The sequence below is a fragment of the Nocardia sp. CA-119907 genome, assembly GCF_050955995.1.
Lineage (GTDB): Bacteria > Actinomycetota > Actinomycetes > Mycobacteriales > Mycobacteriaceae > Nocardia.
This window is the reverse complement of the sequence record NZ_CP192091.1, coordinates 8,078,418-8,102,946: the sequence shown is the minus strand read 5'-3', so window position 1 is coordinate 8,102,946 and position 24,529 is coordinate 8,078,418. Positions and strand designations below refer to the sequence as shown.

Genomic DNA, 24,529 nt, shown 5'->3' with positions numbered 1-24,529 from the left:
GGCGTGGGGATTTGACTCCGAAGCGGATGCGGGTCGAGAGTGCGCGGATGGGTGGAACGACCGATTTGTCCCGCGCGACGCTGCGCAAGGTCACGATTCGTTTGGTGCCGTATCTCGGGCTGTTGTACTTCATCAACTACCTGGATCGGGTCAATATCGGATTCGCCGGACCCAGCGGGATGAAAGCGGATCTGGGACTGACCGAAACGGCGTTCGGATTCGCCTCCGGCATCTTCTTCATCGGCTATCTCGTACTGGAAGTGCCGAGCAATCTGGCACTGCACCGGTTCGGGGCGCGGCGCTGGATCGCCAGGATCATGGTGAGCTGGGGTGCGGTCGCCACCGCCATGGCGTTCGTGCCCGATGAGACCTGGCTCTATATCCTGCGATTCGCACTGGGAGTGGTCGAGGCCGGATTCTTTCCCGGCATCCTGCTGTATCTCACGTATTGGTTTCCGCAGACCCAGCGCGCGAAGATCGTCGCCTTGTTCATGACGGCGGTGCCGATTTCGACCGCGTTGGGTTCGACGGTGTCGAGTCTGATCATCCAGTACGGCGACGGTGTCTTCGGACTCAGCGGTTGGCGATTCATGTTCCTGGTCGAGGGACTGCCCGCGATCGTGCTCGCGGTCGTCACCTGGTTCTACCTCACCGACCGTCCCGCACAGGCGAAGTGGCTGACACCGGCCGAAAGGGACTGGTTGACCGCCGAACTCGACGCCGAGCAGGCGGCACGCGTCGAACACTGGACCGTGCGCAAGGCGCTCACCCATCCGCGGGTGCTCGGCTTGGCCCTCATCTATGGCGGCATCGTCTACGGCCTGTACGCGCTCGGATTCTTCCTGCCCACCATCATCAATGGATTCCAACAGCAGTACGGCACCCACTATTCGGTGGTGCAGCGCGGGCTCATCAACGCGGTGCCCTATGTGATCGGCGCCGTTGTCATGGTGGTGTGGAGCAGGCACGGTGACCGGTCGGGCGAGCGGGTCTGGCATGTGGCGCTGCCCGCGCTGGTCGGCGGGCTCGCGATACCGGTGGCGCTCTATCTGGGCAATCCCTTCGCCGCGATGATCGCGGTCACCGTATGTGCGGTCGGTGTCCTTGCCGCGCTGCCCACCTTCTGGGCGCTGCCGAGCACATTCCTCTCCGGTGCGGCCGCGGCCGGCGGTATCGCCCTGATCAATTCGATCGGCAATGTCAGCGGGTTCGTCGCGCCGTACGTCACCGGCGCGTTGAAGGATCTGACCGGAACCCAGCGGGCCGGACTGTGGGTCGTCGGCCTCGCCATGGTCGGCTCCGCCGTCGGCGTCCTGGCCCTTCGATCCCGAATCCGTACCGCGCCGGCCGATTCGGCAGTACCACGCTGAGTCGGGCGCTCCGCGCGCTGTGCCGCGGATCACCGGCCTTCTCATCTGGTCGATTTAGAATGATCCTTCTAATATGAGGGCATGAGCAATCGAGACGTAGTCGACAAGTTCTACAAAGCAACGCAATCCGGTGATGCCGCCGCGATCCTCGCGGCGCTGCATCCGCGCTTCGAAGGCTGGGTTGCCCCGGGGATGCCCAGCGTCGAAGTCACCCAGGCGCACGGCCCGGAAGCGGCGCTCGCGGGTATCTGGCAGCCGGTATTCCGTGACTTCGAGATCGCCCCGTTCGCCGAGGAGTGGTTCGACGGCCGGTACGACACCGTCACCGTCACCGGCCACTATCGCGGCACGGCGCGCGCCACCGGTAAGCATGTCACCGCCGAATTCGCCCACATCTGGCATATCGCGGACGGCAAGCTGCTCGCCCTGCACCAGTACACCGACACCTGGCAGTGGCGCGAGGCGGTGTCGGACGCGGCCTGATCGCAAACTTTCGCGGTCACTCGGGAGGGCGATGGCCGCATGTCAACGGATCTCGCCGCATTCGTTCGTGGCCTGCCCAAGGCCGAATTGCAGGTGCGCCTGGAGGGCCCAGTGGATCCGAATTCGCCTGACCTACGGACCGGTTGGCGGCGACACGCCCGACCATGTCGACACCCCTTGAATGAACCGACTGGTCGGGCTGCTTGCTGGCGGCAAACATTCGGTTCGCCGCGCACCGAAGCCGCTCAACCGCGTGGTCATCGCGTCGCGGAGCGGCGTCCGCGAGTACTAAATCGTCGTTAAATCGAAACCGGTGATGCGTGTGTCGCGCGCGGCGCGCCGCGACACAACCCATCGGCGGCAAATTGACAGTTTCGCAGGCAACGGTGCATCGACTATGAATGTCTGGTGCCGTTCCCACGCGTGATCACCTGTCTGCCGTCGAATCTCTCCCGCGGGGAGTCGATTTGACCATCGAGCATCATCCCATCGAGGACGAGGTCGGACAGCTCGCGAGGAGGGTCGAGCGGGCCCGAGGACGACTGGCCTATCAGTTCGATCCCGCGCTCACCGAGGCGCTGTCCGAGGACGAGCTGATCGCCGAACGTGAGCTCGCCGAGAAGATTCGCGGCGAGGATCGCGCGCAGCGATGGAAACAGGTTCAGGCCGCGGCCTCTGCGGCCGACCGCGCAAGGCATACCACCGAAGCGATCGAGAAGGCCGACATCAGAGATCTACTGGTAGCCCGCAAGGCAATTGCGGCACAGCGGCGGGAGTCCAGCCCGCACGCCAAGCTGGCGTCGCTGTACCGGCACCGAGGATGGTCACTGCGCGCGCTGGCGGGCGTGGTGGCGGCGGGCATGCTGTGGTCCGCGGTGAATGTGCAGCACAACATCGCGCCGGGCGGGCCGGGCGATCCGCTGTACTGGTTCAGCTACCTCATCGAGGCGATGATCAGCGTCTGCCTGATCATCATCATGGTCGGCACCAATAAGGTCGCCGAATGGGGTGTCATCGATAACCGCCGACAGGTCGCCGCGGCCGAAATCGCCCTGCTGACACTGACGGTCACCCTCAACACCTACCCGTACCTGCGCGACGGGGAGTGGTACGAGACCGGTGTGCACGCGGTCGCGCCGGTCATGATCGGCGTCGCCCTGCTCATCCACGATGCCGCGAGCGCACGCTACGGCCTGGCCATCTACCGGGCCACCGAGCAGGTTCGCGAGTTGCCCGATCCGGCCGAGCAGATCCGGGAGAAGCTCCCGTCGATCAGCACCTACCGCGCGAATGCACTCGCGGCCCTGGTGGCGCCGGAATCGGGTAGGGAGTCGGCGGAGTCGGCCCAGGTGTCCCGAGTGGCCGCCGAGAGCCAGGACGCGGAGCTGGAAGTCGAAGCGATCGTGGAGGCCGAAGAGGCCGAGGTCGAGGAGACGGCCACGACGGCCGAAGGGGAAGGCGCTGCCGCGCAGGGTGGTTCGGCCACCGTGGCCGAGGTGGATCCCGATCCGCGCCGGGCGGCGAGCAACGGCAATGGCCGCGGCGGGGCCGGAAACGGCAGCGCGCCGGGCAATTCGGCGCCAACGGCACCCGAGCAGCGGGCGACGCCCGCCAAGTCCGAGAGCCGCCCAGCGGTCGCCAAGGAACCGGTCGCGCCGGTGGTCGCGAAGAACAACCCCTTCGCTCCGCCATCCGACGAACCGGTCGCCGCGGTCGAGACCACGCCCGTGCCCAAGGTCGAGAGCCGACCGGCGAGCCCGCAACCCGCCAAGGCAGCGACCGCCCGCAAGGCGGCACCGGCCCCCGCCGAGCCCGCTCCCGCCCCGGAGACCAAGCCATCGGTGGTGTCGGCGCTGCGCAGGAACAGTTCGTCCGCGGCGGTATCGCGCAAGGCCAGCTCGCTTGAGGGCCGCAAGGACAGCAGGTCGACCGAGAACACCCGGGGCAAGGGCAACGCGTCCGCCGATCCGGATCCGCACCTTCAGGTCGTTCGCACACCCGATATCCACGACACCGGACAGTTCCGCATCGCCGAGATGCTCGAACAAGAACTTGCCGAACTACAGGCGGAGCGCAGGCGGGCCAGGGCGAGCAGACAACGGTGATGCCGGCGCTTGCCTGCCCGGAGACTTCGGGGCATGATGCAGGCTCGGGTCATTAGATACGTTAATAACTGGCGACCGCTGCGTGCATCAGGTGTGGGAACGAAGGGATGGATCGGTCCAGTGATGAGGTCTTACCACTCAGCAGGATCCAGAACCACCAGTTCCGCGTCGCCGCTGCCGCGTTCATAGCGAAGCGGTGCGAGACACCCGGAAGCTGGAGTTTCCGCGCACGGGTCCAGCGATCTACATCCTCGCCGGGAGCGCCCTGCTGTCGGTGATCCTGCTGTTCACCACCATCGACCCCTTCCTGGACAAGGGCGGGTTCCTGGTCGGCGGGCTCGACGTGCACATCTATCGGGACGGTGCGTTCCGGATCGTGCACGATATCCCGCTGTACACCGAGCCGACCATGCGTGGGCTGCTGTACACCTACACGCCGTTCTCCACCATCGCGTTCGTGCCGATCTATCTGGTCCCGTGGGGGTACGTGACGAACACCTGGCTGGTGTTCAACCTGGGCGTGCTCATCGGCTGTGTGCTGCTCAGCTGGCGGCTGCTCGGCTATCGGATCACGGCTCGGCTGGTGGTGATCAGTGTCCTGCTGGCGGCCACCTGCGTATTCATCGAGCCCGTCCGCCAAACGCTCTACTTCGGGCAGATCAACCTGGTGCTGATGCTGCTGATCCTGTTGGACGCGCTGCGCGACGACTACGGCAAGGTGCGCGGCGTCGGCGTCGGACTCGCGGCGGGGATCAAACTCACCCCGATCTACTTCGTCGCCTATTTCGTGGCACTGCGCCAATGGCGTTCGGCGGTCACCGCATGCGCCACCTTCCTCGCCTCCATCGCCTTCGCCTGGGTCGTCCTGCCCGCCGATTCCCGGGAGTACTGGACCTCGACGTTCTTCCAGTCCAATCGGATCGCGGTGGACACCCACCCGGCCAACCAGTCCATTCGCGGTGTCATCGCGCATGTGCTGGATCGGCCGGCACCGGTGTGGCTGTGGCTGCTCATCGCGGGTTCGATCGCGATCGCGAGCCTGGTCGTCACCACGGCGCTGTATCAGCGCGGTGAGCGGCTGCTGTCGATCACACTGGCCGGTCTGACCGCCTGTGCGGTATCGCCGTTCTCCTGGGGACACCATTGGGTGTGGTTCGTGCCGCTGCTGGTCTATCTGGTGCACAAGGCGCGCGACAATTGGCGCTGGTGGGTCGCGGCGGCGGTGCTGTTCACCGCGACCGCCGCATGGACCTATCACTGGAGCAGAACCTGGGTGTCGATCGGGGTGTTCCTGCTGCCCCCGTGGTGGCCGATCACCAAGGTGATGATCAATGGTTACGTCATCGCCTTCCTCGCGGTGCTGATCGGCGCCTGGATCGACCTGCGCCGCGACGGCTGGTCGGCGCTCAGCGAGCGCTCGGCCGAGCGCTCGATCCGGTTGCCGCTGCTGCGACGCCGTGACCCCGAATCCCCTTCTTGCCCAACTCCTTCTCCGTAACCGGCGCCCTAACCGCGGCGGACTGCACCGGATTCCTCCCGGAGTATTCGTGCATTGGTCGGTTGCTGTGGCCACAGATCAGGCAGGCGTTCGGTGTAGCGGCGGGCGCGGACGACGCACCATACCGCCAATAGGGCAAAGGCTTTGCGTTCTCTTTACCAGGGGATTCCCTTCGCTTTCAGCCCGAAATCGGTCCTTGCCGGGCTCGTCGAGCGGAGTTACCTTTAGCTCCTGCGCCGCGAAGCAATCCGGTCACCCGAAGATTGCTACACCCGCTCGACGGGAGGTTACTTCGATGTCGCACGAACATATTGCTCGGCCGGGCCGGAGGGATATCGCAATGACGAGGAAACGGACGCAGCCCGCGCCCATGTTCAAGGTGACAGTGGTCAACGCCATTCACCAGGATGTCGATGGGTACGGTGACAGATGGGTCGCCACGCTGGACCACGAGAATATGCGCGTCGACTGGATTGTCGCGGCAGTCGCCAAGGATGCGCGGACGGTCCGGGTCTGGTGCGATGACTGCGGTGCCAGCGTTCATCTGTGCCCCGAAATCCGCGAACACCTTCCGGCGGATGTGCGCAAAGCGCTCGCCGCGGCATGGGAGCACTACCACCCGACGTACCACGCCTAGACGAATTCGAGTACCTGACACAGCGGACGACGCACTGAGCGTGCCGTCGGCGGTCCCGCGTAGGCGAGCCGGAACAGCAGTACCTCGGCATGGTCCGGCTCGGCCTCGAACAGCCGTCGATAGCGCTCGCGCAACTGCTGGAGTTCGGCCTGTTCACGCCTGGACAGACCGTTGCCCCCGCCGCGCTCGAGTCGGGCGAAAAGGTAGGGCAGCGCCGTCATCGGTTGCAGCGCAATGCCTTCCGCCGTCGCGGTGAGCCACATCCGCTGCATGGCCTGTCCGCCACGCAGATAGCTTTCGCGTGACACGCCGGGCACCGTCAGCAGCCCCACCGCGGCGGCGCTGGCCACCGCGCCGCGGGAGAGGTCTTCCAGTGCCCGTCCGCCACCGATATCGGCGAGGCACTGGGCCACGCGCCACTGACTCAGCAGCCGCAGTGCCGCGCGTTCGGCCGCGGTCAGTTCCGCGGTGGCGAGATCGAGCCCATAGGGTTCGGCCCGTACCTCCTCGGGCGTCCAGCGGTAGCCGCGCATCGCGTCGCGATGCATGGCCCGGTTCAGCAGGCCGATCCGGTCGCCCGCGCCGATCAGCGCGCCGATTTCGGCCAATTCCGTTCGCTCGCAGCGCAGTTGCAAATGACCGCCGGATTCGGCGCAGACCGCGGCCAGCGATTGCGCCACGCCCGCACCGAGCGGGCGACGGGTATCGCGACGCCGATTGGTGATCCGTGCCGCGATCTGCGCGACGAGCGGCGACGGCTCGAATTCCGGTGCGGCGGACAGTTCGACCGTCCCGACGAGGTGGGTGTCATTGGGCCGCGGCCAGGTCCGGATCCGTGCGCGCAGGCCGAGATGTCCGGCCGCCAAGTCGATATTCTCGAATAAGGCGCCGAAGGCGACCCAGGTCGCGCCGTGTGCGAAGTCGAGGCTCGGCAGGTCGCGTGTCGGGTCGTGGCGACATGCGAGGACGGCGTCGTCGCGATGCCAGGTCAGCGCCCACGGCTGGGTGTTGTGTGCGGAGGGCGCCAGGGTGCCCATGGCCGCGATCCACCGCGCCGCCTCGTCGGAAACGATGCCGCGCTCGGCCGGTTCCGGTGGCAGCGACGGGGCCGCCTGCGCCCCGGCGGCGATCGCGAATAGTGGTGTGGCGGAAACTGGTTCGTGATGGGTTCGGTGTCTCGCATCGATCAGTTCGGCCGGATCAACGTAGTAGCGTCCCGATCCGACCGGCTCGCCGAGCAGCAGTCGCCGCGCCGCATCCGCGACGATCGCGCCGCCGAGCGCCACCCCCGAGGCGAGCTGCGGCCAACTGCCGATCGTCTGTCCGACCTCGGGCAGCGAGGCCGCCGCACGGGCGCTGATGCGGTCCGCGTCGAGGATTTCGAGCACGAACGGGATCTTGTCCGCCGCGCTGAGATCGCGAAGCTCTTCGGCCCGTACCGAACCGAGCAGACCGTGGAAGATGGGCCGATCCGCCTCGAGATCGAAGCGTTCGATATCGAGCAGCCCGCGATCGCTGGTCTGCATGATCACCGGAATGCCGTGGAGGCGCGCCCGCTCCCGGAGCAGCACCTTGGTCGGCAGGTCGTCGCATTCCTCGACCAGCAGATCGAGACCACCGCCGCCGAGCAGGAAGTCATCGATGGCCTCTGGCCGAATTCCCCTCGGACACCGCTCTATTCGCAGATACGGATCGATCTCGAACAACTGCCGGGCGGCGAGGACGGTCTTCTCGATGCCGAGGTCGGCGACGCGGGCGCGGATGCGGTTCAGATTCGCCAGGCCGAGGCGGTCGAAGTCCGCGATCTTGAACGAACCGCCGATCCCCTCCTGTGCGAGGGTGAGCACGGCGGCATTGCCGACCGAAAGCCCGACCACACCGATCCGCATCCGTGCGAGCCGCTGCTGTTCGGCCGGGGTGATGCAGTAGCGGTTGCGATCCGTGCGCACCTCCCGAAACTCCGCCTCGGGCAGCACATGTACGAGATCGGCCGACCACGGATACCACACCCATACGCCGTACTCGCTGGGTTGCTTGCCGTTCAGATGCCGATGCGCGCGCCGGTCCACCTCGGCACGCGAACAGGCGGGGTCGCGCGCGGAGATGAGCTGACGTAACTGATCGCGAACCGTGTCATGTACCCGTTGCACGCTCGCGGCGGCCAACAGCGCGGACAGTGCCGACCTGTCCCTTTCCAGGGTCAGATCGAAACGCATTGGCCGCCACTCAGAAATGTCATCATTTTTGTTGGCGAGTTCACGGAGACCCCGGCCCAACTCGTTGCGCAAAACCCCTCCCGGTAGGTGCGTGCGGATCGCTCCTACCAAGGTCTACACCCGACTCGCCGGTAACTAGCTATGATTGAGCAAGCCGTGATCGGCTGCATACCCCTGTCTCAAACGGTCACCCCGATCGACAGCACGACCTGACCGGTACGCAGATCGCTGGTCGTTCCCACGCGCCAGCCCGCGATTCCAGCCGCCGTGCAGAGCATTTCCCCCGATCACCACAACCAGCACATCGTCGCGTTCGGCACACAGCCCGCATTCACCGCATACGAGCAGCCCCACAAACCCCGCTGGGTGAGCATTGACTTTGCGGCAGGTGGTTCATTCTCTGCCGCAAACATCCGTCCTCTGTACGTGGCTCAGCACTTTCGACCCGCTGAGCAATCGAACCGACCTCAGCGATCCAAATCGACCGCCGATACCGATATTCTGTGCGGGATGATCGGCTGGGCGGCGTCAGGACACGTGGGTTGTCGTGGTGTCGGCGGGATAGATCATGCGGTCGGGTGGATTGCTGGTGCGTCGGGCGAGGGGGTAGTAGATGGCGGCGGTGAAGGCAATGCCGACGATCCAGGAAATGTCGGCGCCGCCGAGTATTTCGGTGATCGGACCGGTGTAGAGCTTCTGGGCGAGGAAGGGGATCTGGGCCAGAATGCCCAGGGTGTAGCAGGTCAGTGCGGTGACGTTCCAGCGCCCGTAGCGGCCGTCGGGATCGTAGAGCGCGGGGATGTCGATGCGTTCGCGTGAGATCAGGTAGTAGTCGATCAGATTGATCGCGCTCCACGGGGTGAACACCATGAGCAGCACCAGCACGAAATTCTTGAAGTTGTTCAGGAAATCGGCGCTGGCCCCGACCGCGATCAGCATCGACACCGCGGTGAAGCCGACAATATAGGCCGTTCGGGTGGCCTGCGTGGTGTGCGAGCGACCGTTGAACGCGGTCACCGAGGTCAGGATGGACATGAACCCGCCATAGGCATTGAGACAGTTCACCGTCAGCTTGCCGACCACGATCACCAGGTAGATCAGCAGCGCGATCGCGGACGGGCCCGCGAGATCGCCGATGAACCCGACTTGATTGCCGAGGAAGGCCTTTCCGGCCACCGCGGCCACCAGCGCGCCGAGCGTCATCGCCCACTGCGAGCCGAGCACGCTGCCCGCGAAGGTGGACCAGAAGGTGGTCCGCGCACTCGTCGAGCGGGGCAGATATCGCGAATAGTCGGCGACGTAGGGTCCGAAGGTGAGCTGCCAACCCGCGCCGAGGGAGATCGCGAGCACGAAGGTCACGATGTCGAAGGATTTGGTCCCGACATAGGCGCTGACGTCGTATTCGGCGAACAGGCGAATGGTCAGGTAGGTGAAGCCGATAATGCCGACCACGGTGGCGATCCGGCCGATGACGTGGATCAGCCGGTAGCCGGTCACCGCGACCACCGCGGTGAGCGCACCGAAGACGAGGATGCCGACCGTCGAATTGTCCACGTGCAGAATCTTGTTCACCGCTTGACCGGCCAGTACTGTGCCGGTCGCGGCGAAGCCGAGATACATCACGATCACCAGCAGCAGCGGCAGCACGGCACCGAGGACGCCGAATTGGGCTCGGCTGGAGATCATTTGCGGCAGACCGAGTCGCGGGCCCTGTGCGGAATGCAGGGCCATGACGATGCCGCCGAGGATATTGCCCAGCAGCAGGCCGATGATCGCCCAGAGCGCGTCGGCCCCGAAGACCACCGCGAGTGCGCCGTCGACGATCGCGGTGATCTGCATATTCGCCCCGAACCATAGGGTGAATTGATTGCGCGGGGTGCCGTGGCGCTCGGCATCCGGAATCACTTCGATAGTGCGGTGCTCGATCTGGAGTCCGGTGTCGAATTCGTCGTTGTGCGGCATGAATCCGCCTTCCGTCAAGAGAAGGGGAGCAGCTGCGACAAGTGCGGTGCGGGGTGGACCCGTTGTGCGCGCTCGGTCTGTGCTCTGGGCCATAGAGGCTGCCCAGATGCATAGTCCTGTATATACAAGTGGCTGTCAACCGGAACGGATAGGGTGGCGCGCAGAGGCCGCGGTTCCGCGACGGGCCCGGCGGCGGTTTACGTGACCACGGCGGGCTCATGCGGCCGTCGATCAGAGACCGAGAGGTGGTGGCGATGAACCGCCCCGTGCGCGATGCAGACCTGGCGGTCTTGTTCGCGACGTCCGGACCGGATTCGGCACCGGCGTATGAGCGGATCAAGAATCTCATCCGCTCGCAGATCGCCGCCGGGCGTTGGGGCGCGGGCGATCTGCTGCCCTCGGAGCATCAATTGGTCGACGCGCTCGGAATCTCCCGCATGACGGTCAACCGCGCGCTGCGCGAACTGGCCGCGGCGGGTGTGGTCGTTCGGATGATGGGCGTGGGCACCTTCGTCGCGCCCGCGAAGGTGGCCTCACCGCTGTTCGAGGTGCGCAATATCGCCGACGAGATCCAGCAGCGCGGCCACCGGCATCGCACCGAGGTGATCTTCCTGCGCAGCGAATCCGTCGATGCCGATAATCCGCTGCTCGACGACTGGCCAGCGGATACGGTATTCCATTCGCTGCTGGTGCATTTCGACGATGACGTCCCGATCCAGTTGGAGGACCGCTACGTCAATCCGGCCGCCGCCCCGGGCTACCTCGACCAGAATTTCGCCGATATCACCCCGAACCGCTACCTCAGCGAGGTCGCGCCGCTGGTCCGTGGCGAACATGTGGTCGAAGCGGTGCAGGGCAGTCGCGAAGACTGTGAACTGCTGCGGATCCGACGCACCGAACCCTGTCTACAGATCCGGCGGCGCACTTGGTCCGCCCATGCGCTGGTAAGCGTCGCACGGCTGGTGCATCCCGGCTCGCGCAGCCGTCTCGAGGGCGCGTTCGGAGCCTGATCCGCTGGGTGCGAACGCCTCCGGGCCGAGGATGGGCTCAGGTGCCGAAGTTCCGTACGGCATGCGTCACGATCGCGTCGAGGCCCGCGTGATGTGCACCCTTCCAATAGGTTCGGCCGCAGTCGACGCACTGCGCGAAGGCTTCGTAGGTGCGTTCGGTGTCGTCGGGGACTTGCCCGCGCAGGGTCTGCTTATCGGTCACCCGGAGCAGGCCGTTGCAGGCCGTGCAGCGAGTCCATGGCGCGAGTGGTGGTGCGAAACGCGACAGCACATCGTCGAGTTGCTCGGCGGGGCGGTGGCTGTAAATGTATGCGCCCGCGAAGATTTCGCGGCGCCGCAGTAGTCCGCGATCGCGGGACAGCAGTATGCGGTGTTCGAGCGCCGAGCGCGTGGCCAGTGCCGCGTCTCCGATATCCGGTTTCTCGTAAGCTGCGTCGATACCGAGCAGGCGCAATCGCCGTGCGAGGGTCCCGAGGTGGATATCGAGGAGGAATCGCACCGGTTCGGCGATGCGCTGGGGGCGGACCACGGCGCGCACCGAGACCGCCTCGCCGTCGGCGGGCAGATGGGCTGGATCAACCGGCCGACCGTCGACCAGCAGCGCGCCCACCTCGGTGAGCGGCACACCGAGCGACTCCACGATGTGCCCCAGCGTCGAGCTGTCGTCGATCCGCACGGCCGAGCGACCCGCGCGCTGTGCCGCGGCGACGAACAGCCGCAGTTCGGGCGCGAAATCGACCGTGATCTCGGCAGTGGTCACGCGGTCAGCATGCCAGGGCAGGCGGTCCGGCGACCACCTGGTTTCACAATGCCCAGGGTTGGGCGCGTCGGCGGACCGGCGGTTCCGCGTTGGCCATGGCCTCGAGGTCTTCGAGGAATTTATCGATGCTGTCGGCCGCCACGTGGGTGGCGCCGATTTCGTAGCGGACCTTCTCCTCGGTGCTGTCCAGCACCGTGTCGATGAGGTCGGCCTTCAGATCGCGGATGAGCTGGGTGCGCATCTGGGCGATCTGGTCGCGGCCCTGGCTGCGGACCCGGGCGACCTCGGCGTCGGCGAATTCGCGCATCTTGGCGACGATGCGCTCGGCATCGATGCGCGCGTCCTCGCGGATGTGCTCCAGTTCGGCCTGGGCGTCCGAGACGGCGTTGTCATAGGCCCGCTTGGCCTCGACCAGGCGCGTCGCGGCGGCCTCATTGTCGTCTATTTGTTTTTGAATATTGTTCTGCGCCTTGGCCATCAGCCGCCCGACCGGCGGCGCGATGTATTTGACGATGATGAAGACAATGACGGCGAAACCGAACAGCTGGCTGAAGAAGATCGGCCAGTCGAAGGTGATGTGGAAAATGCCGGAGTCTTCGGATGCCGCGGCGAGGATGCCGGTGGTGAGGTTCATTGTCTACGCTCGCTCTGACTGATGGCCCGCGCTGGAACGGGCGTGCCGATCCTTGATGCCGAGCACACGATCGGCCAATGTCTCGGCGAGCGGTTCGACAGTCTCACGCAGCTCCGCGGCCACCTGGTCCGCCTGGGCCCGCAGTTCCGTCGCGGACTCCGCGACGATCCTGTCGGCCTCGTCCTGCGCCTCACTTCGCAACTGCTCGAGGATAACTCGGCCCTCGGCCCGTGCCTGATTCCTGATCTCGACCGCTTCACTGCGCGCCTGCGCAACGGCCGCCTGATACTTCGCTTCGGCGTCGGCGAACAAGGCTTTGGCTTGCTTGTTGTCGACCGCGGTCTCCGCGACTCTCTCCTCGCGTTCCGCCAATACCTTGCGTATCGGCGGAACGACGAACAGCCACATGACCCCGAGCACGATCAGGAAGATCAACAGCTCGACGAAGAATGTGCCGTTGGGAATGAGGAAATTCCCCTCGGCAACTACATCCGTTCGCGGAGTCATGTTTGATTACTTACCGGGAGTAGCGAATACGAAGAGCGCCATGAACGCTAGATTGATGAAGTACGCCGCCTCGACCAGACCGACGGTCAGGAAGAAGTTACCGCGGAGGCGGCCCTCCGCTTCCGGCTGACGGGCAACGCCGTTGATCAACGCGGCACCGGCGAGGCCGTCACCGATACCCGCGCCGATGGCGCCGCCGCCCATAATGATGCCGCCGCCGATGAGGGCGCCCTGGACGATGGCCGCCGTTGTTGCGTCTGCCATTTTTCACTTCCTGTTCTGTTACCTGAGCTCGATCGGCGGCGCCGACCAGTTGTTGTTTCGAGCGACCGAGCAAAGCAGTCGCTGGTTGTTAGTGTTCGTGCTCCAGCGACATCGACTGACTGAAGTACAGGACGGTCAGCAGGGAGAAGATGAATGCCTGGATGGCTCCGACGAACAGGTCGAAGAGTTTCCAGATGGCATTCGGACCCCAGCTGATCCAGAACGGGAACAATGCGATCACCGAGACCATAACGCCGCCCGCGAACATGTTGCCGAACAATCGCAGCGACAGCGAGAGCGGTTTGGCGACTTCCTCGATGACATTGATGAAAACCATCGGGCCCCAGCCGGTGTGCCCCTTCAGCAACTGCTTGGCATGACCACCGGGACCGCGCCGGTACACACCCGCGCCCTGATACATGATGAATACGAACAGGGCCAGCGCGTAGACGAAATTGACATCCGATGCGGGCGGCGCGATCAATTCGCCGTGTCCGTACTGCACCGGCAGCACCGACAGCCAGTTCGACAGCAGGATGTAGATGAACAGGGTGACGGCCAATGGCAGCGCGAATGGCGCGACCTTCATGCCGATGGCGCTCTCCACCTGGTTGCGCATCCCGACCGTCACGGTCTCGAAGAACAACTGCACGCCGTTGGGCACGCCCGAGGTCAGCTTGGCCCGCAGGTAGAACGCCAAACCGAGCACGATCGCCGCGGCAAGGGCCGTCGAGATGATCGTGTCGACATTGAAGTCCATGCCCCACAGATGTGCGACCGCGTGTTCGCCGACCTTGATCTTCGGCTCTTCGGCGGGCTGCTCCTGCGCGAGCACCGGAACGGCCGACCGGGCGATGAAGGCGAGTTGATTCGTCATGATTGCTGGCGAAGCTCCTTCACTTCAGGCAAGACGGTCACCAACACCAGAATCACTTGAAAGGCGGCCAGGCCGAAGAAGATTCCGATGCCATGGGGTCTTGCCAGGAAACCCACGACGAGCGAACCGCCGGTTATTCCGGCCAGTCGAACCGCCGATGAGAGGTACAACCCCTGTTTCCTCGGTTTTTCGGCATCGGCCACCCGGTTGACGGTCAACCGGGTGAGTTGGGCATTCAACCAACCGAGTCCGAGTCCGAGACAGATGAACAGACCGAGCAGCAACCGATCGAGCGGCCCGGCGGCCGCCAGAGTCAGTACGCCGACGCCTATTGCGAAGACAGTCGCACGGCGCATTCGGAGTGCATTCACATCCACTTCGACACCGTCCTCGGTCATCATCCCACCTCGTAGTGGGGCCGTGATTGATCGATAGCATACACATCAACAACGCCTTTGCGAGGCAACGTTTTTGATCTTTCTCTGGAGGATTTTCGAACCGTGTCCGTTCGGTGACAGTGTCACCCCCGAGCCATCAAGATCAACTAATTGCCTCCTTCGTAACAAGATCAACAAGACCGTCCGCTCGGTATTTCTGCCATCCGCTAATTCGCAGCATATTTCGCCAGGTGGGTGCAAGGGCGGAAGCGGGCAGGATGGGTGTGTCAGGCCGGCGCACCGACCCAGACGGTGAGGGTCTCGGGCAATCCCGCGGCGACGGGTTCCTCGCTCGCCCAGGCGACGTAGCCGTCGGGTCGCAGCAGGACCGCGGCCGGGGCCGGGATCTCGCCGACGCCGGGGACGGCCCACTGCGCGTCGCGGCTCGCGGCGCGGACGATGTCGATCCGGTCGTGCCATTGCGGTACCGCGGGAACGTCGTTGCCGTCGAGTACGAGCAGCACTGGGCGGCCCGCGCGCAGGAGTTCGTGCACCCGGGTCGCACCCGCCGCGGTCGTGAGATCGGCATCGGGGATCCGGCGGCCGATGAGCGGGTGCTCGCCCTTGATGTCATAGCGGATATCGAGTGCGGTGATCATGAGGCCGAGGCGATGGCGCACCTGCTCCATATCGATCAGATCGCTCATGATGTCGCGCAGCGCGTCGGTGTGCGGGCCGGGACGGCCCAGCGCGGTTTGGGCCCGGGTGTTGTGCAGGACTCGGGCCGCGATGGGGTGGCGCTCGGTCTCGTAAGTGTCGAGCAGTTCGTCGGATGCGTTGCCGCGCAAGGTGGCGGCGAGCTTCCAGCCGAGATTCACCGCGTCCTGGATGCCGAGGTTCTGTCCCTGCCCGCCCGCCGGGTAGTGGATGTGCGCGGCATCCCCGGCCAGGAAGACGCGGCCGACGCGGTAGCGGTCGGCCTGACGGGCGGCGTCGCCGTAGTGCGAGACCCAGCGCGGGCTGTGCATGCCGAAGTCGGTGCCCGCGACCTCGGCGAAGCTGGTGCGGAAGTCCTCGAAGCTCAGTTCGGTGCCGCGCTCGAGAATGCGGTCGTGACGCTGTACGACGAGTCGGTACCAACCGGGCTCGAATTGCACCACGGAGAAGTCGCCGGCACCGCGTCGATGTCCGAAGAAGGGCTGTGCGGGCGGCTCGGCCAGTTCGACATCGGCGAGCATGCCGGTCACGGTCGCGTCGGTGCCGACATAGTCGATGCCGGCGAGTTTGCGCACCGCGCTGCGGCCGCCATCGCAGCCGACCAGATAGGCGGCGCGGATCCGGCGCGGATTCGGGCCGCCGATCTCCACCTCGACACCCGTCGCGTCCTGCCGGAAGTCGATGACCGGCGAGGCCCACTGCACGACCGCACCGAGTTCGGTTGCGTGCCGGTCGAGTTCGCGTTCGATCACCGACTGCAGTACCGCGAGTGTGAAAGGGTAGCGGGTGTTGAAGTCGCTGAAATCCAGGGACAGGCCGCCGAAGTGCCCGGCCTGTATGGTGCGGCCGAGCGGGAGCACATCATCGAGCAGGCCGCGCTGATCGAGGATCTCCATGGTGCGGGCGTGGATGCCGCCCGCCCTGGATTCGCCGGTCCGCGCCGGGAGTCCGTCGACCAGCGCCACATCCACTCCGGCCAGGCGCAGTTCATAGGCCAGCATCAGGCCGGTCGGTCCGGCGCCGGCGATCACTACCTCGGTGGTTTCCATGTCGGTCTCCTTAACAACGTTAAGCGATTTAATGTTGTTAAGGAGACCAGAACATTGTTAAGCTGTCAAGGATTCGAACAGCGGAGGTGACAGTGAAGATCGATGCCAAGGCGATCGCCGAGGCCGCGCTCGGGCTGCTCGACGAGGTCGGTCTCGAGGGGCTGACCATGCGCAAGGTGGCCGCGGCACTGGATGTGCAGGCGCCCGCGCTGTACTGGCATGTCAAGAACAAGCGCGAACTGCTCGACGCGATGGCACAGCGGGTCTTCGTATCCGCGGTCGACGGCGTCGAGGCGCCGCGGCGGGGAGAGGACTGGCAGGACTGGGTGGTGGCGTTGGCCGGACGGTTGCGCCGGTCGATGCTGCGCTATCGGGACGGGGCGAAGGTGCTGGCCGGTACCTACGTCAGCGATGAAGCCATGTGGCGCACCGTGGAATTGACACTGCGCACACTCGAGGATGTGGGGTTCGCGGTGGTCGACGCCGAGCGGGTCTTCCCGATCCTGCTGCACTACACGGTCGGGTTCGTTATAGAGGAGCAGGCCCACTCCGGTGCGGAATACACCGGCGGCAATCCCTACGATCTCGCCCGGCTGGCGCACGCCGTCGATGCCGACCGCTACCCCCGAACCGCCCGCATGGTCGCCGATTTCTTCGAGGCCGATTCCGATGCCGAATTCGACCACGGGCTACGCGTAATCCTGGCCGGAATCCTGGCCACCCGAACCGTTTCCGAAACTTCCTGACCTCGGTAGTTCAGCGACCGAATCCCAGCAGACCGTCGGCCAGAGTCGAGATCTGCAAGGCGTCGAGAACCTGTTGCCGGACGTCCGGGCATTCGGTGACGGTGATGCGATCGACGACGGCGCGATCCTTGATGACGGTGTCGTTGAGGCCGCCGTTGCGGGCGGCCCAATCGTGCACGGTGCCATTGAAGCTGATCTTGCCGAGCTGTGTGCCCTGGGTGCGCCACTTATCGACCTCGGGTCCGATCATCTCGCACAGCTGTCTTGCCGCCGTCGGCGTGATCTCGTCCGTATTCGGCACCTGCGCCGAGCTGCCCGGAGACGAGAACGTCATGGTGATGTTCGGATGTGAGGTGGGGGTGCCGGGCAGCGGATTGATATCGCCGTCGCCGTCGCAGCCGACGAGCAGGACCGTGGTCAGTATCGCCGCGGCCAGCGTGGCCGTGGATCCGAGCGAGGGCATCGGTACTCCTTATTCTTTTGGGACTATTTCGCCTCGGGCGTCAGCTCGTAGACGACGTAGGCGGTGCGCACCACCGGCAGCGCCACATTGCGCACGCGAATGCCGCCGGGGGTGGTGCCGCGTTCGATGCCCGCATGTGCGTGCCCGTGGATCGCGAGGTCGGCGCCCTGGTCGTCGATGGACTCGCCGAGTAGGTAGGAGCCGAGGAACGGGTAGATTTCGCGCGGCTCGCCGTGCAGGGTGTCGCTGACGGGGGAGTAGTGGGTCAAGGCCACGGTGATGTCGGTGTGCAGGCCGGCCAGTGCCTCGCCCAGTATCTGCGCGAGATCGACAGTGTGCGCGGCGAATTCGCGCATGACCCGCTCGCCGAAGACGCTGGCGCACTTCCCGGCGAAGCCACCGCCGAAGCCCTTCGTCCCGGCGATGCCGAGGGTGTGTCCGTCGACCGTGAATTCGGCGGCGGTTCCTTCCAATACGGTGATGCCGTGATCGGTGAGCGTCGCGGTGATCTCGTCCTGTGCGTCGCTGTGGTGGTCGTGATTGCCGAGGACCGCGACCACCGGGATACCGAGATCGGCGAATTCCGCGGCGACGACCCGGCCTTCGGCAACGGTGCCGTGCCGGGTGAGATCACCGGCCAGCAGCAGCACATCGGCGCGGTCGGGCAGTTGCGTCAGCGCGGGGCGGAATTCGCCGCGTGATTCGACGCCGAGATGTACGTCGCCGATTGCCGCGATCCGCATGCGCCACCCTCCTTTCCGGTCTCAGTCCGCCAACGCCTCGGTGTCCCCGGGCGCGGCGGGCGGCGTGACGTGCACGTCGTTGTGGATGCGTGCCTGCGGAAGCTGTTCGCGCACTACGTTTTCCATCTGCTGCTTGCGTTCGACGCTGCTCACCTCGCCCACGAGAACGACGACATCGCCGCGGATCGTCACCTGGACGCCGAGTTCGGCGGTGCGCGGATCCTCGGCCAGTGCCCGGCGCAGGTGCGCGACCAGATATTGCGGCCGATCCATCTACTGCCCCTCCTTCGGCTCGATCAAGCCGAGGTCGTCCACCAGTCCGAGAAAGGCTCGGGCGTAGGGCGAGCCAGCGGTTTCCTCGCGCACTCGGTCCCAATCCACCTGCTCGCGCAGATCGCGCGCGACGTGCAGCAGCGGGCTCAGATCCAGTCGGTGCGCATCGAAGACCAGCAATTTGTCGACCATCAGATCGGTCGCACTGATCACCGGCGCTATCGCGGGACCGACGCGCATCACGGTGGCGCGATCGAGCAGTTCGTCGGTGACTTCGCGGTTGTTCGGCCGGTAGATCAGGTCGATGAGGACGCCGCCGTCATAGACCTTGGCCAGCCAGTCTTCGGGCGGATCCGCGACCCGCAGTCCGCCACGGGCCAGTGCGCTGCGGGCGCGGGCGAGATCGGCGGGTTTGATGAGGATGTCCACATCGTGTTCCGAAGCGGGCCCGCCACGCGCGTACACCGCGCAACCGCCCGCGACCGCGAAGCGGATATCGGTATCCGCCAGCGTGTTCACAGCGCGGGTCAGCGCGTGCAGTAGCTCATCGTTGGTCGGAACCATATATGCGCCATACCCGCGGTTCGCCCTGCTAATCGCCGACGCGGGGGCGCCGTCCGGGGTGCGCCATCAGGGTTTGCGCGCTATGGCGCCGACCATCAGGCGCTCGATAACGGTCAACTTGTCGCGCACGATGCGGTTCGGACGCCACCGGGGCAGGTAGACCAGGCCGGGCTCGGCCAGGTCGTAGCCGAGGAACAGGTCGAGTATCTCGTCCTGCGTGCGGAAGCGGCCGCTGCCGAGGAATTCCAAGAAGGATTTCTCGGTTCGCTCGGCTTCCGGGCCCGAGTCGCAGAAGTGCGTGATGAACAGGTGGCTGCCCGCGGGCACTGCGTTCATATATCCGTCGACGACGGCCGCCGGATCTTCGTCATCGTGCAGATAGTGCAGCAAGCCGACGAGCATGACCGCCACCGGTTGGTCGAAGTCGATCATCCGTTGCACATCCGGGTGCTCGAGCACGTTATCGGGATTGCGGAGGTCGGCGGTGACGACGACGGTTTGGTCGTTCTCTTCCAGCAGCGCGCGTCCGTGCGCCAGCACGATCGGATCGTTGTCGACGTAGACGACGTGTGCCCCCGGCTGCAGCGATTGGGCGATCTGGTGGGTGTTCTCCACGGTCGGCAGGCCAGCACCGAGGTCGAGGTACTGCTTCAGTCCGGCCTCGCTGGCGAGGTAGCGCACGCCGCGGCCCAGGATCTCGCGGTTCAGTTTCGCCAGGTCATCGATATGCGGCGTGGTCGCACGCAGGTGCTCGCAGACTCTTTCGTCGACGGGGTAGTTGTCCTTCCCGCCGAGCAGCGCATCGTAGACGCGGGAAATGCTCGGCTTGGTCTGGTCGATCTCGACCGTCGACCGGGAACTTGTCATATCCACCCCTCCGCGCGATATCGGATTGCGTTGCGTGCATCGAAAAGCGTAGTCACGCAAGCGGATGCCGTGCGGACCAATTCCCGATTCGATACGAATTCGGTCGGCTCAATGAACCGATAGTTTGCTGGCCTAAGTGGTGCCCGGCTATCGGGCGTGAGCCGGAGGCGGGCGGTCGGGCCCGGTCGGTGCTCGGCTGGCGCCGCCACAGGTACGACTGGGCCCGTGCGTCGACGAGCGCGCTGGCGTCGGTGAGCCGGGCCAGGTCGGAGCCGTTGCGGCCTCGGCTCGGCCCGGGTGGGTGGACGAGGCCTGCGCGCATGGCCGACCATGGGGCGATGTTGCTCAGTACGCACGAAGCCGATCTGTTCGAGGGGTTCCGAGGCCGCTTGGAGGCGATCGCCTATCGGCTGCTCGGATCGGCCAGTGATGCCGAGGACGCGGTGCAGGATGTGTTTCTGCGGTGGCATGCGGCGCAGCGGGAACTGATCGAGACGCCCGAGGCGTGGCTGACGAAGGTACTAACCAATCTCTGCCTCAATCAGCTCACCTCCGCGCGGGCCAGGCGGGAAACCTATGTGGGGCAATGGCTTCCGGAACCCGTCCTGGCCGGGGACCGGATGCTCGGGCCGGCCGATACCGTCGAGCAGCGCGAGTCGGTCTCCATCGCGATGCTCACCCTCATGGAGCGGCTCTCGCCCAATGAGCGCGTGGTGTATGTGCTGCGTGAGGCGTTCGGGTACGCCCACCGCGAGATCGCCGAGATCCTCGACGTCACCGAGTCGAACTGCCAGCAGATCTACCGGCGCGCCAAGCAGCATGTCAGCACCGGCCGGGCCCGCACCGAGGTCGATGCGGCCGCCGCGCGGAAGATCGTCGAGGAATTTCTCGCCGCTGGCCTCAGCGGTGACACCGAGCCACTGATCCGGCTGCTGACCGTCGACGCGGTCAGCGTCGCCGACGGCGGTGGCCGGATTCCGGCCCGCAAGGCACCGGTCATCGGTGCCCTCGGTATCGCGCGGTACCTGCGTGGTCTGTTCCGGCCGTCCGCTGCCAAGCGCGCCTTTGTCGCTGGTCGTCCCGTCTTCTATGCCGTCGTCGTCAATGGCGGTCCCGCGGTGCTGGTCGAGGTCGACGGGCGGGTCATCGGCGTCTTGTGTCTCGACCCGGCCCCGGACGGCGTCGCGGCGATTCATCTCCAGGTCAACCCCGACAAGCTGGAACGCATCACGCGCCAGTGGGCGGCCACCGGACCTCATCGCCCGCTCGCGGCCGAGTGGTGACCCACATCACAATCTTTTCCTGTCAGGGATTGGGTGGCTGTCCGGTTCAGGAGGTGAGTGCAACCAGACAGGAGCAAGCCATGAAGCATCGCATTGTCGTCCTCGGAGCCGGGTACGCCGGAGCCATCGCCGCCGGTCGCCTCGCCAAGCGGCTGCACCGCGACGACGTCGAGATCACCGTGGTCAATGCCGATCCGGACTTCGTCGAACGGGTACGCATGCACCAGCTCGCGACCGGGCAGGAGCTGCCGCGTCGCCCGCTGCGCGAGGTCTTCGCGGGCACCGGCGTGCAGGTCCGGACGGCGTGGGTCGGCGCGGTCGATGTGGACCGCAAGACCGTCGAGCTCACCGGTGAGCACGGCGCCGAGACCCTCGGTTACGACACCCTCGTGTACGCCCTCGGGAGCACCGTCGCCGACTACGGCGTTCCCGGTGTCGCCGAGTACGCCTACCACGTTGCCGGGAAACAGGCCGCGCTGCGGCTGCGGGCGCGCATGAACGAGCTGGCTGCGGGCGCGACCGTGCTGGTCGTTGGCGGTGGCTTGACCGGTATCGAAGCGGCCGCCGAAATCGCCGATGCCCGCCCGGACCTCGCGGTCACGATCGCCGCCCGCGGCGGGGTCGGCGACTGGCTCAGCGATAAGGCACAGCGCCACCTGCGCGGGGCCTTCGACCGGCTCGGCATCACGGTCCGCGAACATGCCGACATCACGCGCGTCGAAGGCGACGGCGTGGTCACCGGTTCGGGCGGGCAGATCCCGGCCCAGATGACCGTGTGGACAGCGGGTTTCACCGTGCACCCGATCGCGGCGGCCACCACCCTGGAGGTGACCGATACCGGGCGGATCGTCGTCGACGGCACGATGCGCTCGGTCTCGCATCCGGATGTGTACGCGATCGGCGATGCCGCGAACGCGGTAGGGGTGGGCGGTAAGCCACTGCGGATGGGCTGCGCCACGGCGTCCCCGATGGCGTGGCAGGCCGCCGACGCCCTCGCCGCCCGCTTGACCGGTCGCAAGGTCCCCGAGGCCCCGATCGGCTATGCGTCCCAGTGCATCAGCCTCGGCCGCCGCGATGGCATCTTCCAGCGCGTGACCGCCGCGGACGAGCCCACGGACGCCGTCATCACGGGCCGGATCGGAGCCCGCATCAAGGAATTGGTCTGCGCGGGCGCGGCTTGGAGCGTTACCCAGCCGACCATGCTGATGCCGAGCCGCCGCCGCCACCTCGCCGCACCCGCCGACGTGGTGACCCGCTTCGCCACCGCGTGACGCGGCAGCCGCATTCGGACGCAGCGGCGAAGTGGGGGCCGAGGCCACGCGGCCCGTCGCCGGTCAGGTGGCGTCGAACCAATGGTCGGCGGCGGCGAGGCGGCCGACGGTATTGGAGATTTGGGCGACCAGGGCCCAGGGGCGTTGGGTGTCGGTGGTGGCCTTGCCGTTGGTGAGGATCGCGCCGGACAGGCCGCGTGCCGGGTCGGCCCAGCCGTATTGGGTGGTCAGGCCGCTGCGGCCGAAGTGGTACTGGGTGTTTCGGCCGAATTTGGATCGGCGGGCACCCAGTTCGTAACCCGCGCGGCTTACCCGTCCGGCCAGGCCGGGTAGCCGCGGCGCGGGTTGGATCGCGGCGCGGAGGGTTTCCGGCTTCATGATCCGGATTCCGTCGAGTTCGCCACCACGGGTGAGGATTTCGTAGAAGCGGGACAGTTCGCAGGCCGTGGTGACGAGGTTGCCCGAGGGCAGTTCGGCGGTCAGGAAGGCGTGGTTCGCGGATTTGGCGGTCGCGCCGTCCACGCGGCCGCCGAGTGCCTTGCGCGCCAGGAAGGTCGACATTCGCGACGGCGCGGGGCCGGTCTTCACGCTGGGCACCACCTTGTCGACGTCCTCCGGGCGGACGCCGAAGTTGGTCCAGCGGAAGCCGAATGGCTCGAGTACCTGCTCGGTGAGGTGCTCGCGCATCCGCTTGCCGGTGGCCCGCTGCACCAGCAGGCGTTGGATCAGGCCGCTGGTCAATGCGTGGTAGACCCGGAACCGGCCCGGTCGCCAACTCGGCACCAGATCGGCCAGCCCGCGCACGGCCAACTCCTCGTCGAGCACCAATTCGACCCCCTTGTACGGCGGCGTGACAAAGGGCACCCCGGCCGAATGCGACAGCACATCGCCGATCGTGATCGCGTCCTTGCCATGGGCCGCGAACTCCGGAATGTACTTGCACACAGGATCATTCAGTTCGAAGGCACCTTGCTCGACGAGCATGAACATCAGCGCGGCGGACACCCCTTTGGCGGTGGAGAAGCCGAGGAACGGTGTCTCCGGTGTCGCGAGCACCTTCTCCGCATCAGCGCTGTCCCGCGGCGCATTACCCCAGCCGTGCCCGATGGTCCGGTTCAACACGATCTTGCCGTTGCGCCGCACACACGTCTGGATCGCGGGCGTCGTCCCCAACCGGTACCACGCCTGCACCGACGCCCACAGCGACTCCACCGCGTCGCTGGTCAGTCCGGCATCCGCCGGATCGTCCTCATGCCCAACCGTCGTCACCGCGTCCAGATCATCGGCGACGGTCACCAACGTGGCAGGAAGTACCTTCACGCGGCCAGCATATCGACGCCGATCACTCGGCTGGTCACGCGCGTGACCATATCGATTCCCGATGCTCGGGGACGATTCGGCGGCTGCGCGCAACCGGCGCGCGAACGCCGGCCGGATTGTGGTTTCGCGGCCGAAGCGCGGGTACCCGGCAGGCAGGAGGTGTTCGACATGCCCAAGGAATGGAGCAACAAGCAGGAACGCCAGTACGAACACATCAGGGATTCGGCGCGGGAACAGGGTGCGACCGAGAAGCGGGCGAAGGAAATGGCCGCGCGCACGGTCAACAAGAATCGCGCACAAGCCGGGCAGACCAGGACCGCGAGCCGCAGCTCGATCCAGGACAAATCGCCCCAGCAGCGCGGCGGGCAGCGCTCGGGCCGCCGTGGCCCGAAGGGCCCGACCCGCGACCAGCTGTACAACGAGGCCAGACAGCGAAATATCAAGGGCCGTTCGAAGATGACCAAGGGACAGCTCGCGAGGGCGCTGGGCAAGGCCTGATCCGGGCCGGGAATCCGGAGGATTGCCCGCCGCTT

General features: G+C 66.0%; 25 protein-coding genes. 10 read left to right on the top strand and 15 right to left on the bottom strand.

All coding sequences use genetic code 11. From position 1 onward, the window contains the following. The first annotated feature begins 47 nt into the window (after nucleotides 1-47). The 5 genes from ACQP2D_RS36440 (at nucleotide 48) to ACQP2D_RS36420 (ending at nucleotide 6,093) form a co-directional block, all read left to right on the top strand. On the top strand, nucleotides 48-1,370 hold the full coding sequence (locus ACQP2D_RS36440; RefSeq protein ID WP_433680464.1) for an MFS transporter: 1,323 nt from the start codon (nucleotides 48-50) through the stop codon (nucleotides 1,368-1,370). Nucleotides 1,371-1,451: 81 nt separating this feature from the next. Beyond that, complete coding sequence (locus ACQP2D_RS36435; protein WP_433680463.1) at nucleotides 1,452-1,853, top strand: nuclear transport factor 2 family protein; 402 nt, start codon at nucleotides 1,452-1,454, stop codon at nucleotides 1,851-1,853. A gap of 467 nt (nucleotides 1,854-2,320) precedes the next feature. After that, entirely contained in the window at nucleotides 2,321-3,958 is a 1,638-nt protein-coding gene (locus ACQP2D_RS36430; RefSeq protein WP_433680462.1) for a hypothetical protein, read from the top strand. A gap of 196 nt (nucleotides 3,959-4,154) precedes the next feature. Continuing rightward, a complete protein-coding gene (locus ACQP2D_RS36425; protein WP_433680461.1) occupies nucleotides 4,155-5,456 on the top strand; it encodes a glycosyltransferase 87 family protein in 1,302 nt (433 codons plus the stop codon). Between the two features lie 340 nt (nucleotides 5,457-5,796). Then, complete coding sequence (locus tag ACQP2D_RS36420) at nucleotides 5,797-6,093, top strand: hypothetical protein (protein ID WP_433680460.1); 297 nt, start codon at nucleotides 5,797-5,799, stop codon at nucleotides 6,091-6,093. On the opposite strand, the gene ACQP2D_RS36415 is transcribed toward ACQP2D_RS36420, so the two are convergent. Together ACQP2D_RS36415 and ACQP2D_RS36410 are read right to left on the bottom strand one after the other, a co-directional pair. Continuing rightward, nucleotides 6,090-8,369 (bottom strand): Rv1355c family protein, encoded by a 2,280-nt coding sequence (locus tag ACQP2D_RS36415; RefSeq protein ID WP_433685869.1) that lies wholly within the window; start codon nucleotides 8,367-8,369, stop codon nucleotides 6,090-6,092. The genes ACQP2D_RS36420 and ACQP2D_RS36415 overlap by 4 nt on opposite strands. A 468-nt stretch (nucleotides 8,370-8,837) precedes the next feature. After that, nucleotides 8,838-10,271: a purine-cytosine permease family protein gene (locus ACQP2D_RS36410; protein WP_433680459.1), complete on the bottom strand. Its 1,434-nt coding sequence runs from the start codon at nucleotides 10,269-10,271 to the stop codon at nucleotides 8,838-8,840. Between the two features lie 254 nt (nucleotides 10,272-10,525). On the opposite strand from ACQP2D_RS36410, the gene hutC reads away from it, so the two are divergent. Beyond that, the gene (gene hutC, locus ACQP2D_RS36405; RefSeq protein ID WP_433680458.1) at nucleotides 10,526-11,281 is read left to right on the top strand and encodes a histidine utilization repressor; all 756 of its coding nucleotides are present in this window, start codon (nucleotides 10,526-10,528) and stop codon (nucleotides 11,279-11,281) included. Between the two features lie 37 nt (nucleotides 11,282-11,318). Here hutC and ACQP2D_RS36400 read toward each other — a convergent pair whose 3' ends face one another. The 7 genes from ACQP2D_RS36400 to ACQP2D_RS36370 form a co-directional block, all read right to left on the bottom strand. Further along, nucleotides 11,319-12,041, bottom strand: a complete 723-nt coding sequence (locus tag ACQP2D_RS36400; protein WP_433680457.1) for a Mut7-C RNAse domain-containing protein — start codon at nucleotides 12,039-12,041, stop codon at nucleotides 11,319-11,321. A gap of 43 nt (nucleotides 12,042-12,084) precedes the next feature. After that, nucleotides 12,085-12,675 (bottom strand): hypothetical protein, encoded by a 591-nt coding sequence (locus ACQP2D_RS36395; RefSeq protein ID WP_433680456.1) that lies wholly within the window; start codon nucleotides 12,673-12,675, stop codon nucleotides 12,085-12,087. Between the two features lie 3 nt (nucleotides 12,676-12,678). After that, nucleotides 12,679-13,182 (bottom strand): F0F1 ATP synthase subunit B, encoded by a 504-nt coding sequence (locus ACQP2D_RS36390; RefSeq protein ID WP_433680455.1) that lies wholly within the window; start codon nucleotides 13,180-13,182, stop codon nucleotides 12,679-12,681. Between the two features lie 6 nt (nucleotides 13,183-13,188). Further along, nucleotides 13,189-13,446 (bottom strand): F0F1 ATP synthase subunit C, encoded by a 258-nt coding sequence (locus tag ACQP2D_RS36385; RefSeq protein WP_040687366.1) that lies wholly within the window; start codon nucleotides 13,444-13,446, stop codon nucleotides 13,189-13,191. Between the two features lie 88 nt (nucleotides 13,447-13,534). Continuing rightward, nucleotides 13,535-14,206, bottom strand: coding sequence for a F0F1 ATP synthase subunit A (atpB, locus tag ACQP2D_RS36380; RefSeq protein ID WP_433685868.1), 672 nt, complete (start codon nucleotides 14,204-14,206; stop codon nucleotides 13,535-13,537). Between the two features lie 113 nt (nucleotides 14,207-14,319). Continuing rightward, nucleotides 14,320-14,721, bottom strand: coding sequence for a hypothetical protein (locus ACQP2D_RS36375; RefSeq protein WP_433680454.1), 402 nt, complete (start codon nucleotides 14,719-14,721; stop codon nucleotides 14,320-14,322). A gap of 266 nt (nucleotides 14,722-14,987) precedes the next feature. Continuing rightward, complete coding sequence (locus tag ACQP2D_RS36370; protein ID WP_433680453.1) at nucleotides 14,988-16,466, bottom strand: FAD-dependent monooxygenase; 1,479 nt, start codon at nucleotides 16,464-16,466, stop codon at nucleotides 14,988-14,990. An 86-nt stretch (nucleotides 16,467-16,552) separates the two neighbouring features. Here ACQP2D_RS36370 and ACQP2D_RS36365 point away from each other — a divergent pair, with 86 nt between their 5' ends. Further along, nucleotides 16,553-17,212 carry a TetR/AcrR family transcriptional regulator C-terminal domain-containing protein gene (locus ACQP2D_RS36365; RefSeq protein WP_433680452.1) on the top strand — a complete coding sequence of 220 codons (660 nt, stop codon included), beginning with the start codon at nucleotides 16,553-16,555 and terminating at the stop codon, nucleotides 17,210-17,212. A gap of 10 nt (nucleotides 17,213-17,222) precedes the next feature. Here the strand turns inward: ACQP2D_RS36365 and ACQP2D_RS36360 are convergent, their stop codons facing one another. The 5 genes from ACQP2D_RS36360 to ACQP2D_RS36340 form a co-directional block, all read right to left on the bottom strand. Further along, entirely contained in the window at nucleotides 17,223-17,675 is a 453-nt protein-coding gene (locus ACQP2D_RS36360; RefSeq protein ID WP_433680451.1) for a hypothetical protein, read from the bottom strand. Nucleotides 17,676-17,698: 23 nt separating this feature from the next. Beyond that, a complete protein-coding gene (locus ACQP2D_RS36355; protein WP_433680450.1) occupies nucleotides 17,699-18,418 on the bottom strand; it encodes a metallophosphoesterase family protein in 720 nt (239 codons plus the stop codon). A gap of 21 nt (nucleotides 18,419-18,439) precedes the next feature. Then, entirely contained in the window at nucleotides 18,440-18,691 is a 252-nt protein-coding gene (locus tag ACQP2D_RS36350; RefSeq protein WP_433680449.1) for a BON domain-containing protein, read from the bottom strand. Continuing rightward, a complete protein-coding gene (locus tag ACQP2D_RS36345) occupies nucleotides 18,692-19,255 on the bottom strand; it encodes a nucleotidyltransferase family protein (protein WP_433680448.1) in 564 nt (187 codons plus the stop codon). A 66-nt stretch (nucleotides 19,256-19,321) separates the two neighbouring features. Continuing rightward, a complete protein-coding gene (locus tag ACQP2D_RS36340; RefSeq protein WP_433680447.1) occupies nucleotides 19,322-20,122 on the bottom strand; it encodes an SAM-dependent methyltransferase in 801 nt (266 codons plus the stop codon). 338 nt (nucleotides 20,123-20,460) lie between these two features. Here ACQP2D_RS36340 and sigJ point away from each other — a divergent pair, with 338 nt between their 5' ends. After that, nucleotides 20,461-21,405 (top strand): RNA polymerase sigma factor SigJ, encoded by a 945-nt coding sequence (sigJ, locus tag ACQP2D_RS36335; RefSeq protein ID WP_433680446.1) that lies wholly within the window; start codon nucleotides 20,461-20,463, stop codon nucleotides 21,403-21,405. An 80-nt stretch (nucleotides 21,406-21,485) separates the two neighbouring features. Further along, nucleotides 21,486-22,676: an NAD(P)/FAD-dependent oxidoreductase gene (locus tag ACQP2D_RS36330; RefSeq protein ID WP_433680445.1), complete on the top strand. Its 1,191-nt coding sequence runs from the start codon at nucleotides 21,486-21,488 to the stop codon at nucleotides 22,674-22,676. Between the two features lie 63 nt (nucleotides 22,677-22,739). On the opposite strand, the gene ACQP2D_RS36325 is transcribed toward ACQP2D_RS36330, so the two are convergent. Beyond that, nucleotides 22,740-23,996 (bottom strand): serine hydrolase domain-containing protein, encoded by a 1,257-nt coding sequence (locus ACQP2D_RS36325; RefSeq protein WP_433680444.1) that lies wholly within the window; start codon nucleotides 23,994-23,996, stop codon nucleotides 22,740-22,742. 168 nt (nucleotides 23,997-24,164) lie between these two features. Here ACQP2D_RS36325 and ACQP2D_RS36320 point away from each other — a divergent pair, with 168 nt between their 5' ends. Next, a complete protein-coding gene (locus tag ACQP2D_RS36320; RefSeq protein ID WP_433680443.1) occupies nucleotides 24,165-24,494 on the top strand; it encodes a plasmid stabilization protein in 330 nt (109 codons plus the stop codon). Nucleotides 24,495-24,529: the final 35 nt, after the last annotated feature.